17 protein-coding genes are annotated in these 12,854 nt (G+C 41.3%); 9 read left to right on the forward strand and 8 right to left on the reverse strand.

From position 1 onward, the window contains the following. Nucleotides 1-209 precede the first annotated feature (209 nt). Entirely contained in the window at nucleotides 210-815 is a 606-nt protein-coding gene (locus ICL16_RS43550) for a flagellar motor protein (RefSeq protein ID WP_202895997.1), read from the forward strand. A gap of 56 nt (nucleotides 816-871) precedes the next feature. Here the strand turns inward: ICL16_RS43550 and ctpB are convergent, their stop codons facing one another. Further along, nucleotides 872-2,158 carry a carboxyl-terminal processing protease CtpB gene (gene ctpB / locus ICL16_RS43555; protein ID WP_190838795.1) on the reverse strand — a complete coding sequence of 429 codons (1,287 nt, stop codon included), beginning with the start codon at nucleotides 2,156-2,158 and terminating at the stop codon, nucleotides 872-874. A gap of 256 nt (nucleotides 2,159-2,414) precedes the next feature. Between ctpB and ICL16_RS43560 the strand changes: the two genes are divergently transcribed. Together ICL16_RS43560 and psaI are read left to right on the forward strand one after the other, a co-directional pair. Continuing rightward, complete coding sequence (locus tag ICL16_RS43560; protein ID WP_190838797.1) at nucleotides 2,415-4,784, forward strand: hypothetical protein; 2,370 nt, start codon at nucleotides 2,415-2,417, stop codon at nucleotides 4,782-4,784. Between the two features lie 125 nt (nucleotides 4,785-4,909). Next, a complete protein-coding gene (psaI, locus tag ICL16_RS43565; RefSeq protein WP_190838799.1) occupies nucleotides 4,910-5,065 on the forward strand; it encodes a photosystem I reaction center subunit VIII in 156 nt (51 codons plus the stop codon). Between the two features lie 107 nt (nucleotides 5,066-5,172). Here psaI and ICL16_RS43570 read toward each other — a convergent pair whose 3' ends face one another. From ICL16_RS43570 to ICL16_RS43595, 6 genes are all read right to left on the reverse strand, one after another. Further along, on the reverse strand, nucleotides 5,173-5,292 hold the full coding sequence (locus ICL16_RS43570) for a photosystem II reaction center protein J (protein WP_190838801.1): 120 nt from the start codon (nucleotides 5,290-5,292) through the stop codon (nucleotides 5,173-5,175). A 70-nt stretch (nucleotides 5,293-5,362) separates the two neighbouring features. Beyond that, the gene (locus tag ICL16_RS43575; protein ID WP_071588463.1) at nucleotides 5,363-5,482 is read right to left on the reverse strand and encodes a photosystem II reaction center protein PsbL; all 120 of its coding nucleotides are present in this window, start codon (nucleotides 5,480-5,482) and stop codon (nucleotides 5,363-5,365) included. Between the two features lie 9 nt (nucleotides 5,483-5,491). Beyond that, nucleotides 5,492-5,629 (reverse strand): cytochrome b559 subunit beta, encoded by a 138-nt coding sequence (gene psbF / locus ICL16_RS43580; RefSeq protein ID WP_096567259.1) that lies wholly within the window; start codon nucleotides 5,627-5,629, stop codon nucleotides 5,492-5,494. 9 nt (nucleotides 5,630-5,638) lie between these two features. Beyond that, nucleotides 5,639-5,890 carry a cytochrome b559 subunit alpha gene (psbE, locus tag ICL16_RS43585; RefSeq protein ID WP_190838803.1) on the reverse strand — a complete coding sequence of 84 codons (252 nt, stop codon included), beginning with the start codon at nucleotides 5,888-5,890 and terminating at the stop codon, nucleotides 5,639-5,641. 124 nt (nucleotides 5,891-6,014) lie between these two features. Next, nucleotides 6,015-7,037, reverse strand: a complete 1,023-nt coding sequence (locus ICL16_RS43590) for a photosynthesis system II assembly factor Ycf48 (RefSeq protein WP_190838805.1) — start codon at nucleotides 7,035-7,037, stop codon at nucleotides 6,015-6,017. Nucleotides 7,038-7,127: 90 nt separating this feature from the next. Next, complete coding sequence (locus tag ICL16_RS43595) at nucleotides 7,128-7,463, reverse strand: rubredoxin (protein WP_190838807.1); 336 nt, start codon at nucleotides 7,461-7,463, stop codon at nucleotides 7,128-7,130. Nucleotides 7,464-7,657: 194 nt separating this feature from the next. On the opposite strand from ICL16_RS43595, the gene ndhC reads away from it, so the two are divergent. The 6 genes from ndhC to ICL16_RS43625 all read left to right on the forward strand — a co-directional run bounded on the left by ndhC (nucleotide 7,658) and on the right by ICL16_RS43625 (nucleotide 12,465). Next, entirely contained in the window at nucleotides 7,658-8,020 is a 363-nt protein-coding gene (ndhC, locus tag ICL16_RS43600; protein WP_190838809.1) for a photosynthetic/respiratory NAD(P)H-quinone oxidoreductase subunit C, read from the forward strand. After that, complete coding sequence (gene ndhK, locus ICL16_RS43605) at nucleotides 8,011-8,745, forward strand: photosynthetic/respiratory NAD(P)H-quinone oxidoreductase subunit K (protein ID WP_190838811.1); 735 nt, start codon at nucleotides 8,011-8,013, stop codon at nucleotides 8,743-8,745. The genes ndhC and ndhK overlap by 10 nt, the downstream gene beginning before the upstream one ends. Continuing rightward, nucleotides 8,738-9,265, forward strand: a complete 528-nt coding sequence (locus ICL16_RS43610) for an NAD(P)H-quinone oxidoreductase subunit J (protein ID WP_190838813.1) — start codon at nucleotides 8,738-8,740, stop codon at nucleotides 9,263-9,265. Before ndhK ends, ICL16_RS43610 begins: the two co-directional genes overlap by 8 nt. Nucleotides 9,266-9,718: 453 nt before the next feature. Next, entirely contained in the window at nucleotides 9,719-10,528 is an 810-nt protein-coding gene (locus ICL16_RS43615) for an Rpn family recombination-promoting nuclease/putative transposase (RefSeq protein ID WP_190838815.1), read from the forward strand. A 380-nt stretch (nucleotides 10,529-10,908) separates the two neighbouring features. After that, a complete protein-coding gene (locus tag ICL16_RS43620) occupies nucleotides 10,909-11,718 on the forward strand; it encodes a GIY-YIG nuclease family protein (RefSeq protein WP_190838817.1) in 810 nt (269 codons plus the stop codon). A 57-nt stretch (nucleotides 11,719-11,775) separates the two neighbouring features. Then, nucleotides 11,776-12,465, forward strand: coding sequence for a hypothetical protein (locus tag ICL16_RS43625; RefSeq protein WP_190838819.1), 690 nt, complete (start codon nucleotides 11,776-11,778; stop codon nucleotides 12,463-12,465). 112 nt (nucleotides 12,466-12,577) lie between these two features. Here ICL16_RS43625 and ICL16_RS43630 read toward each other — a convergent pair whose 3' ends face one another. Beyond that, on the reverse strand, nucleotides 12,578-12,820 hold the full coding sequence (locus tag ICL16_RS43630; protein ID WP_190838821.1) for a hypothetical protein: 243 nt from the start codon (nucleotides 12,818-12,820) through the stop codon (nucleotides 12,578-12,580). Nucleotides 12,821-12,854: the final 34 nt, after the last annotated feature.

Below are 12,854 nucleotides of genomic sequence, written 5' to 3' on the forward strand. Positions count from 1 at the left end.
CTACTTACCCAAGAGTGCCTCTGTCTACTTCTTGCTCATCATGCTCATAAACTGATGTGTATTCAATTTGCGCTCCGAAGCGATAGCTTAATGCACCAAAACCTTTAGTAGTGATGCCTTACTCTACGCTTCACGCACCCAAAGTTGTGCAATTTAAATGACGATTAGCTTACTGATGCCAAAAGTTCCCATCACAGAAAAATTTACAGGTGGAAAAAATTGAAGCTTTACAAGCCAAGGCAAATAAGACTGATGAACTAGAGCAGCGGGTTGCAGCTTTACAAAGAAAACTCAAGTCAGTTAAACAATTAACAGACGCACCACCAATTATCTTGATTAAAGATGAAGGTGCTTACCGCTTTGCTTCTGGTAGTGCTGAACTACCACAGCCAATGAACCAATACATCTGGACAAAAATCGTTCCGGAAATTGAACTCTACACAAAAGAATACAACATTAATACGGTAGAAATAATCGGTCATACTGATGGTCAAGCTAATGGTAAGGTGGGAAGCAATCTAGATCAGACTTTAGAAAGTGTAGCTAATAATGGTCTTCCCATCTCTAATCTTAAAGCAGGCTCTAATGCTGATTTAGGATTGATGCGATCGCTTGCATTAGTAAGAGTGCTACGTTACATCCAGACAAAAGAGGGTAGGCTACAAGGATTGAAATTTCGCGCATATTCAGCCGCACAGCTACTATTACCCAATGGTGAGTTTGCGCCGCCGTCGGTTGCTCGTCAAGAAGATTCCACACGGCGACGCATTGAAATTCGCTTCACGCGCTTGGGAGAAGTGACACAAATTAAGTAAATACGTAACTCTTTTAGTCCGTTAAAAGGGACTTGAGCTATTAGCCCTTACATAAGTCAAGGCGTATTCAAAGCAGTGAAGTTATTATTAATTAAAACAGCGATCGCCCGCGCATATTGAGGATCGTTCCGAGTACCAACTAATGTAGGATTTGCCGCCAGTTGCTGAATTTGTGCCCGTGTTAAATCTATTTTGACATCAGGCTTAATTCCTTTATGGTTAATATCCGTTCCATTTGGTGTGAAGTAACGCTCAATTGTTACTGCTAAACCGGAACCATCTGGGAGTTTATGCAGCAACTGAACTAAGCCCTTTCCAAAAGTTTGACTGCCAACAATTACTGCTCTTTTATTATCTTTAAGAGCGCCTGTGAGAATTTCACTTGCACTTGCCGAATTACCATCAACTAGAACTACCAAAGGTTTTTCAGTCATTGCTGTTTTATTAGCTTTGATTTCATCGCGGGTGCCTTTGCGGTTTTCTGTACGGACTATTGCACCATTATCCAACCACATTCGTGCAATTTCCACACTAGAACTTACCAACCCGCCGCCATTTCCGCGTAAATCTAACACAAACCCATCTACTTGTTTAGTTTTCAGATTCTGGATTGCCCGACGCATTTGCTGGGGTGCAGTAGCACTGAATTCTGCTAAGCGAATATAACCAACACGCCTAGAGCCTTCTTGCTTGAAGGTGTAACTTACCTTTGGTACTTCTATATTCCCGCGTGTGATTTTCACATTAAAGCTTCTCTTGCCCAGACGCTCTATTTTCAGAGTAACTGGTGTACCTAGCTTGCCACGAATCAATTTGGAAGCATCTTCTACTTTCAATCCTTGAGTTGGTTTACCGTCAATTGCCAAAATCTTATCTCCAGCTTTAATGCCTGCTTTGAGTGCTGGAGAATTTTCTATTGCTTCGGCGACAACTAGTTGGTTGGTTTTGGGATTTTGTTGTATCTGAATACCAATTCCAGATAATTGCCCAATGATTGATTGTTCTGTCAGAGCTTGATATTGTTTGGGTTCCAAAAATCTAGTGTAAGGATCTCCCAGCTGTTTGAGCGCTTCTTGAATAGCGGCGTAAGCTTGTTCTTTAGAGGTGTAGTTTTGGTTCAATAGGCTTTGTCGAGTTGCTTGCCAGTCAACATAGTTAAATGTGCCATCCACATATTCACTGTTGACAAGTTGCCATACTTGATCTACCAAAACTTTAGGGCTATCCTTTAACTCGGCACGAACGGAACGACACCCAACCGGACTCAAAGTAGCTGTCGTGGCGATCGCCCCACTGATGAAGGCTACTTGGAGCAGTGAGAAGCTTTTGGAGAATTGGTGCATTATTGTTGATCGCTCCTGTAGTTGGATTGCTAAGATTTTGTGATTGTAAGCGCGATGGTATTTAATATATACGTACTTAATTATTATGAACCCGTAATAAATCTTTAATTTTATGTTTAGTTTTTGACCCTATGGGATGATTTTAGATGAAAAAACTAGTTTTTACAAGAATTCTATTTACTGGAGTAAACTGGCTTTCAAGATCATGCAAATATTACACTATCAAGCTTGAACAGGGTCTTGGGCAGCACGGACAATGGAACACTGGCAATTTCTGATACAGCAACAGGGCGATCGCATTTGGCGTCCTTTGGAATCGCCAACTCTGGAAATCGAATCCGGGATATACAGAGTAGTGGCTCGGTTTAATCGCGCTAACACCGATGTGGAAGTGCGGGTAACCCATTCCTCAAAAGAGGAATCTCCACCAAAACGGCGAGTATATTCGCGCTCTCGGCGCACAAACTCGGAAGGTTTAATGGCGGTGATTCCCTTTACCCATCTAAATCCAGGAATTTGGGAACTGCGATGTTCGGGTGATTTGATGTCAGATATGCTTGGTAAATCCTGGCAATACACAATTTATTTACAAGTTTTGCCTCATAAACAACAAGAGCAGTTTGTTAGCAGCAAGACAGAAGCCTTAAGCATAAAATCTCCCTCCCATTCCCCCACTCACAAACTCCCCCACAGCCCCCAACCCCAAAGGGGATCCCTTGCCCCCACTCACAAACTCACAAACTCCCCTACTTCTTTTGACGAACCCGCATCCCCAGTTTGGCTGAAAGCAGAGACAGCAGAGCAGATTTTAAAAAACTTAGTGGAGATAGCATTGCCAAGCGCTCAAACGCCACTGACAGATGAAACAACAGTAGACGATACACAAGTAGCCCTGCCCGATTTACCACTACTGTTAACTTTAGATCAACAAACTTATATTGCTCATTGGGGAGAGACTCTTACTGTTAATGGGCATGTGGAATTAAAACAAACTTCTTTAAATATTAGTGACAAATTAGAAATTGGTGAGGGTGAACTACAAATAGAACTGCGTTCACCTCAAACATCACAAATAATTACCCAAACTCGACAAGCAATAGGAGAAAAGTCACTGCCATTTAAAATCAAATGCTCTTTAGAGATTCCCAGTGAATGTGAGTCTAAGTTGATTTTGGCAGACATTAGTCTATATAGTAAAGTTGCTTTTTCAAATGATGTAATACTCTTAGCCAGCCAATCCTTCACAATTACAGCTTCGGTAACACAATTACTGGCTATCAGTTTAGCAAAAACGACTCACGAACCAAGTGCAGTAGATAACCTACCACAATTAGACGCAGCCGTATCGCCATCAGTACCCTTAGATTTAGAACTATTTAATCTGGTAAAAACAGCAAAAACATACCCATCTTTGCTGATGAAGCGATCGCCAAAAAAATCTCTACCACCGCAACTTATATCCAGAACAGATCGTCAATTAGCAACTTCCCCACCTGAACTACCAACACTTCCAGGGCAAAAAACTCAGACACTCTTCGCTGCTAGTGTCGTTGCGCAATTAAAAAAACTGGGGAATTTAGACAAGAATAATGTCATCAATACTAGCAAATTATTGCCCATAGAAGCGAATCTTCCGTACTTAAAAAGAATCAAAGCTTTGGCAAGTGATATACAAAAAGTACAAAGTGATGTATCACTATCCACTCCTGTTATTCAAAACCCAGAGGAATTAGAACACAAAGACATAAATGAAGCGGATGAAGAAACATCTGCTGAAATAGTAGTATATAATCCACAATTTCAAAACAAATCAGATTTAGTTGCGCCTAGCGATCAAATTATAGACACAACCAACCCTCAAATATCACCCTTATTAAGAAAATGGGTACACAGCCAAGGATACTCCTTATCTCAACCCATCACTTTGCTATACCAAGACGATGATGAAGAAGACAAAAATATCATCTTATACGGAGATGATAAAAATAAAACTTATACTTTAAACACTGAAGAAAAAGAAGATCAGCAAGAATACTCCCTCACTCACAAACTCCCCCACTCACAAACTCCCCCACTCCTCCACTCACAAACTCCCCCACTCCCCCACAGCCCCCACTCCCCCACTCCTCCTCGGAGCGGACAAGAAGTTGTATTAGATGATACATGTATTGAAACTGAAGCTTTGAAAAAAGGCACATCTGATAATACTTTGACAGCATCAAAGTCCGAAATTTCTTCACAATTAATAGTTCTGAGAAACACAGAACCTTTACCAGTACCACAACTACATCTACATGATGGCGAACTAATTTCTGGAAACTCAGTTAGACTGATTGTCAAAATAACTGAGCAATGCCCTCAAGTTGCTGTAAAGTTATGGGTTGAGGACTGCCAAACTCGTTGGTTGCTTGATGGTCCCCGTCTGTTAAGATTGCTACCTAACTCTTTTGGTGGATGGGAAGTTATGTCCCAGATCAACGTTCCATTTGGCTGCTTAAAAATTAGGATAGAAGCTATTGCTGTAGATATGGCGACTCAGCAAGAAAGCCACAAAGTCACCGTAGTTAGAAACGTGGTTCCGCCAAACTTACCAACTTTACAGCTAAATGAATTATTGGGTATATGATAACCCGGTACAGACGCTGCGGCGGAGCGTCTCTAGTGTTAAAAATCTTGATAATTTGAAAAATTAGGCAAAAATTGCAGTAAGCTCATTTTGAATTGTCCTGTGGTTTAATAGGAATATTTACTATGGCAACATCATTTTTGCCTTTCCTCTTCGTACCTCTTACTGCTTATGCAGCTTCATTTGTGCCTTCTTTGTTAGTACCCCTAACTGGTTTAGTTATTCCTGCTGTAACATTCGCGTTTATGTTGTTGTACATTGAGCGTGATGAGATCGGCTAATAGCTAATTGTGAATAGAAAAAATTGACTATTAGCAATTAGTGGGAAACAAGAAGCCCGGTTTCTTTAAGAAACCGGGCTTCTTTAGCTACTCAGTCTAAGTCCATGTTAGATGGAAGAACCAAGTCCAGCATAAGCTCCATAAAAGAAAATACCTAAAACGGTAATTACGCCTAAACCTGCGATTGTTGCTACAATCCACAGAGGAATTCTGCCACTTCCAGACACAGTTTTATCTCCTCTTTTAACCAAAAATTAACAAGTTAGATTCAATCCACAGCCTTTGCTGTTGTTCCAGTTAGTTAAAGAAGTAACTGGAAAACAGAATACCCAATACAAAAACTAGAAGTAGTCCTAAGTAGAGCGAAGTGCGGTTAAGTTCAACCGGCTGATTATTAGGATTAGTGTTTCTTTCCATGATTTTCTCTTAGCGTTGAATAAACTGCATTGAGGCGATCGCGCCTAAAAAGAATACAGTTGGTACAGCTAGAGTGTGAACTGCAAGCCATCTAACTGTAAAAATCGGATAGGAGACGGGTTGGTTGATGTTATTGCCACTAGTCATGATGTCAAATTAATTTTGTTTACTAAATTCGCCAACTTGTTCTTTTGCTTGATAACGGTTGTTTACGATGGGCAATTCTTGCCGTGTTTGAGTGTAGTACTCATTAGGGCGAGGTGTGCCAAACACATCGTATGCCAAGCCAGTACTAACAAACAACCAACCAGCAATAAATAATGCTGGGATGGTGATGCTGTGAATCACCCAGTAACGAATGCTGGTAATAATGTCCCCAAATGGACGTTCTCCGGTGGTACCTGACACAATTTTGCTCCCTTCACAACAATTGCTATTGAGTTTATTATCCTACAAACTTTAGAAAGAGTTACAAGTTGCAACGCTTTTCTCATAAATAGGAATTAATACCTAATCATAGTATTTACTGACACTAAGCTGCCTCTGGCTGAGAAGCTGCTTCAACAGTAGGTTGATATTTCAGCAAAATACCATGATCGCCGATAATAAATCCCTTGTCTTGGTTGAGAAAAACAATCTTGTAGAAATTAGCCGGAACGGCTTCCACATCACGGTCTTTTTCCCAAGTTTTACCACCATCACCACTACGGAGCAAGTTACCACTACCGCCACCGAGCCAAACTTCCTCTGGTGTACGATAAGCCATATCAAGCAAGCCCCAACTGGTAGCAAATTCTGGAAATTCAGCTTTTTGCCACTCTTCTGGTTTAGCAGGATCACTAAACTGTATTTGACCGCCTCGTGCTAACATCCACATTTGTCCTGCTCCTGTAAATCCCATATTTTCTACACGGCGCGAACTATTGCGGTTATGAGGAACCCAAGCATTTTGTCCCGGTTCCCATGTAGAGTAGAAATTACCTTTAGCAGAAACGGCAACATATTTACCATCACTGGAACGTTTCAAGTTACGAACCACACCAACGGCTTGTTCTACCTGTGCTTTCCAGTTTTTACCACCATCTGTAGTTTTGTAAATTGCGCCCACATCTGTCGCCATCTCGGCGGAATTTTTTCCTAGCGCTACAATGCTAATAGGGTTTCCGGGTAGCTTTTCACTCAAGAGAACACGAGTCCAAGAATGACCTTCATCATTACTTAGCAACATTAAAGAAGGTTCCCCGACTATCCACCCTTGTTTACCGACAAAACTAATTGAGTTAAAGCGGTATTTTTGCTCATTTAATCCCAGTTCAACAGGTTTCCAAGTTGCGCCACCATCTTGAGTTTCCAAAAGGGTGGAGTTGCTGCCTACTATGTAGCCATGTTTGGGGTCATCAGTAAAGGAAATATCGAACAATTTTGCGTCTGTGGGCAGAGAAATCACTTCCCAAGGGTTAGAGCTTGTGGAAGGAACATTGCTACAACCGAAGCAGATTAAGGCGATCGCCAATAAGGCAAATATTCTTTGCCAAATTCTCAAACTTGAAAACATTTGTGGCTATTAGTTTTTTTGTGAATTTGTGTAAGGTTTGTAAAATACCTTGAGGGCATCCACTGAGGAGCGGTGCTGGGAAGGTAAGTATCATCGTAAGCCGTAAAGACTCATAAAAAACAAGAAAGCAAGAGCCAAAGCACCAAAAATGAGGATATTTTTCTGTCCTGGTGTCATTTTGTTTACACCAAGACCATATCCGAGATTTTCTTGGAAGCCGGAAGCTGTACCTTCAGGACCAATGTTTGTAAAAGCGTTCTTTTTGGCACCACACACAGGGCAGCGCCAAATTAATGGCAGTTCTGCAAAAGGTGTACCTGGGACAATGTCACTCTTGCTGTCTCCCTTAGAGGGTTCATAAACGTAACCACACGCACGGCACTCGTGACGGTCTAATACATTTGTATCAACAGCTTGTTCGCTCATGGTAGCATCGGTAAGAGGCGAATCTTAAATATACGTTAAAAATTATGACACACCTGTTAGTTCTTTCTATCAAAAGCAAAAACGAATCAAATCATCTCTGGCTTTGTTTTTAAGGATTTAAAAAAGCCAAAACGATATAATAATGTAAAAGAACGTAACAGAGTTATTTCCACCACAAGCGGTAGTTATTTATTGTGTTTGTCCTTAGCGGTTATGAGTACCTTCTAGGCTTCTTACTAATGTGTAGCCTAGTGCCAGCCCTAGCTCTATCAGCGTCCAAGCTTTTGCGACCCAGTGGTCGCAACCCAGAAAGGCGCACCACGTATGAATCCGGTATGGAACCTATTGGCGGAGCCTGGATTCAGTTCAACATTCGCTACTACATGTTTGCCCTAGTCTTTGTCGTCTTTGATGTGGAGACGGTGTTTTTGTATCCTTGGGCAGTAGCTTTCCACAGTTTAGGACTATTGGCATTTATTGAAGCACTAATTTTTATCGCAATTCTTGTAGTTGCCCTAGTTTACGCATGGCGTAAAGGAGCTTTGGAATGGTCTTAGATACAAAGAGCGCGCAGCAAAAAGAGCGCATTCTCAACCCGATTGAGCGCCCTACAGTTACTCAAGATTTGTCAGAAAACGTCATCCTCACTACGGTTGATGACCTCTACAACTGGGCGCGGCTTTCTAGTCTGTGGCCTTTGCTGTTCGGTACTGCTTGCTGCTTTATTGAGTTTGCAGCTTTGATTGGTTCTCGATTCGATTTTGACCGCTTTGGTTTGATTCCTCGTTCTAGTCCCCGCCAAGCTGACTTAATTATTACAGCTGGTACAATCACCATGAAGATGGGACCTCAGTTAGTACGTCTTTATGAACAAATGCCAGAACCCAAGTACGTGATCGCTATGGGTGCTTGCACGATTACCGGCGGGATGTTCAGTGTGGATTCTCCTACTGCTGTACGCGGAGTTGATAAACTGATACCAGTGGATGTGTACCTACCTGGTTGTCCTCCACGTCCAGAAGCAATTATTGACGCCATCATCAAGCTGCGTAAGAAAATTGCTAATGATTCGATGCAAGAGCGGGATGTGATTAAGCAAACCCACCGCTATTACAGCACGACTCACAATATGAAGCAAGTAGAGCAAATCTTGACAGGTAAGTATATGCAGTCAGAAACTCGCTCTACACCACCGAAGGAATTGGCGGAGGCGATCGGTATGCCAGTACCACCTGCTCTGTTGACAGCACAAGCGCAGAAGGAGGAAGCTAACCGTGGCTGAAGAAGAATCGAAACCAGTACCTGCTGCTGAAAAATCTCCGGTTCAAGCAGGTAAAGTTTCTCAGTGGTTGACCGAAAATGGCTTTGCTCATGAGTTCTTAGCACCCGATCATCAAGGAGTAGAAATTCTGAAGGTAGAGCCGGATGTCTTGCTACCAATCTCTACTGCCCTGTATGCCTACGGGTTTAATTGTCTTCAGTGTCAAGCTGGTATTGACCTTGGACCAGGACAGGAGTTGGTGAGCATGTATCACTTGATTAAACTCAGTGATAATCCTGAGCGTGCTGAGGAAGTACGTATCAAAGTATTCCTACCCAGGGAAAATCCCAGAGTACCTTCCGTGTACTGGATTTGGAAGGCAGCAGATTGGCAAGAGCGTGAATCCTTTGACATGTTCGGTATTATCTACGAAGGACACCCGAATTTGAAGCGGCTTCTTATGCCCGAAGATTGGGTTGGCTATCCTTTGCGTAAGGATTACATCTCCCCCGATTTCTACGAGTTACAAGACGCTTATTAAAGCTAATTTAGTGTATTAGGTACGAAGTTGCTAAGAGCGCTCTTAGCAACTTCGTACCTTTCTCGTTACCAGGCTCAGCCTGGTAATGCATTCTAGAAGGCAGAGCCTTCCTTCCTTAAATGTGAGGCAGAGCCTATTTGAAGGCATTCCCAGTCGGAGACTGGTAACGAGGGAGGCGAGGGAGGGGAAGGCGATCGCGCTTTGGGTGCAAATCATCCTCGTACTATCGTTATCCGTGAAAATCTGGAAAAACTTCGTGCTGAAATGTTAGGGCGATTAGAGTCGTAATTAGAAGTAGCCAATATCTGCCGAAGTGCGATGTCTGGCGACAAGCTGCTTCCCTTCGGGACGCTGCGCGAACGCGTCTACGCACCGCTTTTTACTTACATCAGTATATTGACCATCAACATGTGTATAAATTATAATCATACCATGTTTGATTAAATTAAAAACGTGCGCACTGACAAAATATTCTATCGCTTATTTAAAAATTTTCCCAGCTTATTTTTTGCCATCATTGGGGATAAAACTGTCAATCCTGACACCTACAAATTCCTCTCAGTTGAACTTAAGGAAACAGCCTTTCGCATTGATGGCGTGTTCATCCCAACCAATGAAACTACAGATCAACCAGTTTACTTTGTCGAAGTTCAGTTCCAACTAGACAAAACTTTTTATCGACGCTTCTTTGCAGAAATATATCTTTACCTGCGTCAAAATGAGTTAGTCAATCATTGGTATGCAGTTGTAATCTATCCCACACGGAATTTAGAATCAAACGACCAACAGCCATATCGGTTGCAGCTAGATAGTCCACAGGTGCAGCGCCTTTATTTAGATGAATTAGGTACAGCAGAAGACTCGCTTCAACTAGCAGTTTTACAGTTGGTTGTAGAAAATGAAGAGACAGCAGTTGACCGTGGTAAAGAATTGATTTTGCAAGCCAGACAGCAACTGGCAGATGAAGCAACGAGAAAGAAAATTGTAGAATTGATAGAAACTATCCTTTTGTACAAGTTTACCCAGTTAAGTAGAGAGGAGTTAGCAGCGATGTTGGACATAGACGACGAGTTCAAGAATACAAGGATGTATCAGTCAATGATGCAGGATGCGAAGCAGGATGCAAAGCAGGATGCGAAGCAGGAAGTGAAGGAAGAAGCTGTACCTCGATTGTTGGCATTGGGATTGACTGTTGAACAAGTAGCACAGGCTCTAGATTTGACTGTGGAGCAAGTGCAGCAAGCAGCACAAAATAATAGCTAAATTTTGGTATTCCTATCATTAGAAAATCCCCCGGTGCTATCAATTCGGATTGCGAGCGAGGGGTGATTTTTTTTGAATAACGCAAAGGAACTTGGAGAGCGTGCTATCGGGGTTTCTCGACAGTGCGGATGCCCGTCGCAAAGGCGCTAAAAGGTAAAGGGAGCGTTGCGATCGCTTAAAGGTGTTTCCTAGTTCTATTCGGGAACGAGAAATTACGAAAGAAAACTAATAAACTTAAATTGTTACTTTTGGGAAATTTGAGGGAAATCTATAAATATAGCCTTACAAGAGTTTACAATCACCCTTTATTGCTAGCTCAAGTTAACAATACTGTAAGTAAAGATATTGGAGGCAAAACTTTCTGAGTCAATAATTCTAAGATGTTATTAGAAAACATCAAACTTTCTGAACTGCCATCAGTTTATCTATTAGAAAAAGACAAGCTCCCTAATTCGGCAGCTATATATTTCGTATCTGACAGTAAAGGTCAGATTCTTTATATCGGTAGAACAGTCAATTTGGTTGAGCGGTGGAGAGATCATCATAGATTTAATCAGTTAAAAAGATTTAATCGAAAAGACCGTTTAAGTATTAGCTGGATGACTTGCAGCAATGATATAAATACTCTCTCAAATCTCGAAAATCAGTTGATAAATTTATACAAACCACCGCTGAACTGGTCAAAAGTAGTAACGCCAGTTAGAAAAATAACTCCAGCCGAGACAGCATTACAGCAGAGCCTTCAGCAGCTTGCCAAGTTAAACACCATGATATTTGGGTTTGACCCAATCGCAGACGAAGAACCGCCAACAATATACTTGGTGTACCCCGTATATGGCAAGCGCGGTTTATCGGGTAGTATACGGATGACATTAAAAAATATCAATAAAAAGGCTAGCTCACTGAAGTGGAAAGAGTACCATACAGATCCTAAGTCTTCAGGTAAATTTGGTTATTGGGAGACTGAGTACAAAGGTATAAGAATAGACTTAGCTCCAATTCAGGGCTTAGTTTATTTTATGCATGATTCGACTCGTCAAACTTTGGCTGGGGTAGAACTGATGGCTTTTAGCCGTCAGCAGCTAGAAACACTCTTAGAAAATACACCAGAGAAGGAGAACATTTCAGGTTTAGATGCATTAGAGGATGACCCTATTCCAATGGAGCTTATTAATAAACATAATCCTTAACGTGTAGACTGGAAATGGTAAATTTTATCACAATAATCGAAAATTAACATAACGCAAATGGGACTAACCATTCATTATCAATTGAGTCTAAAGAATGCCAGTCTTGCCCAAGTCAGAGACAAAATTATCGCTTTACGTAATGTGGCACTTCAACTTCCCTGTGTCCGAATCAATGAACTGACTGAACTTCAAGGAGAGGCTTGTTATTTCGATCAAGAGAACCTTGACGATACCCATATTTTCCTGAAACTTCGTGCTTTAGATCTTATAGAAGTTGCCATTAAGGGCTTTTCTTCGACTAATCCTAAATACATTATTGGCTTTGCTATCCTTCCTGGTAAAGGTAGTGAAAGTGCTGCCTTTGGTTTAGCAACTCATACCGAAATCACAGATGAAAATGATTGGATGTGGATGGGTTTTTGTAAAACTCAGTATGCTAGCAATCCTGAATATGGGGGTTTAGAAAATTTCCTCAAGTGTCATTTGATGATTGTTAAGATGCTAGATGAAGCCCAAAAATTAGGTATTACTTGTGAAGTTACTGATGAAAGTGGCTACTGGGATAACAGAAATATAGAAGAGTTAGCAGGGGTTATTGACAAACACAATATGTTAATGGCTGCTTTTACTGGTAAAGTTACAGACGATTTGGAAAAATCGGGAATAAATTCCGTCCAAGCGCCAATTTTTGATTATCCTAATTTTGAATATTTAGAAGCTAAAGGTAATCAGGTACAGGATTTATAGCTGTTTGATTATCCTGATAACAAATCTGGTTTTTATAACCTCATCTCATGTAGAGACGTTACATGTAACGTCTCTACATTTAGACGTTATATATAACGTCTCTACATTAATCCTACATCTTACCGTTTTGCATTACTTGTTGAAGGTGGTGGCGAATTTCTTGTGCATGTTCGATATCAGCTTGCCGTAACTTTTGGAACAATTCTACACAAGGCTGAGAATTTGCTTGCTGTGCATCTTGAATGTAAGTATCGTAAGCCTTGATTGCTTCAGCTTTGTTGTGCAAAACGGTAAGAAAGTCGTATTCTAAGTTGCTTACGGGGTTTTGAGTACCTTTTACTGCGCTTTGAGTCATTGAATTACCCTCCTGATTGTTCTATTTAACTTCT

The organism is Iningainema tapete BLCC-T55 (assembly GCF_014698965.1).
Lineage (GTDB): Bacteria > Cyanobacteriota > Cyanobacteriia > Cyanobacteriales > Nostocaceae > Iningainema > Iningainema tapete.

What these genes read in the sequence shown, in the direction of transcription:
- ctpB (WP_190838795.1), bottom strand. Translation starts at nt 2,158, where the DNA reads ATGCACCAATTCTCCAAAAGCTTCTCACTGCTCCAAGTAGCCTTCATC.
- ICL16_RS43560 (WP_190838797.1), top strand. Translation starts at nt 2,415, where the DNA reads ATGGAACACTGGCAATTTCTGATACAGCAACAGGGCGATCGCATTTGG.
- psaI (WP_190838799.1), top strand. Translation starts at nt 4,910, where the DNA reads ATGGCAACATCATTTTTGCCTTTCCTCTTCGTACCTCTTACTGCTTAT.
- ICL16_RS43575 (WP_071588463.1), bottom strand. Translation starts at nt 5,482, where the DNA reads ATGGAAAGAAACACTAATCCTAATAATCAGCCGGTTGAACTTAACCGC.
- psbF (WP_096567259.1), bottom strand. Translation starts at nt 5,629, where the DNA reads ATGACTAGTGGCAATAACATCAACCAACCCGTCTCCTATCCGATTTTT.
- ICL16_RS43590 (WP_190838805.1), bottom strand. Translation starts at nt 7,037, where the DNA reads ATGTTTTCAAGTTTGAGAATTTGGCAAAGAATATTTGCCTTATTGGCG.
- ICL16_RS43595 (WP_190838807.1), bottom strand. Translation starts at nt 7,463, where the DNA reads ATGAGCGAACAAGCTGTTGATACAAATGTATTAGACCGTCACGAGTGC.
- ndhK (WP_190838811.1), top strand. Translation starts at nt 8,011, where the DNA reads ATGGTCTTAGATACAAAGAGCGCGCAGCAAAAAGAGCGCATTCTCAAC.
- ICL16_RS43620 (WP_190838817.1), top strand. Translation starts at nt 10,909, where the DNA reads ATGTTATTAGAAAACATCAAACTTTCTGAACTGCCATCAGTTTATCTA.
- ICL16_RS43625 (WP_190838819.1), top strand. Translation starts at nt 11,776, where the DNA reads ATGGGACTAACCATTCATTATCAATTGAGTCTAAAGAATGCCAGTCTT.
- ICL16_RS43630 (WP_190838821.1), bottom strand. Translation starts at nt 12,820, where the DNA reads ATGACTCAAAGCGCAGTAAAAGGTACTCAAAACCCCGTAAGCAACTTA.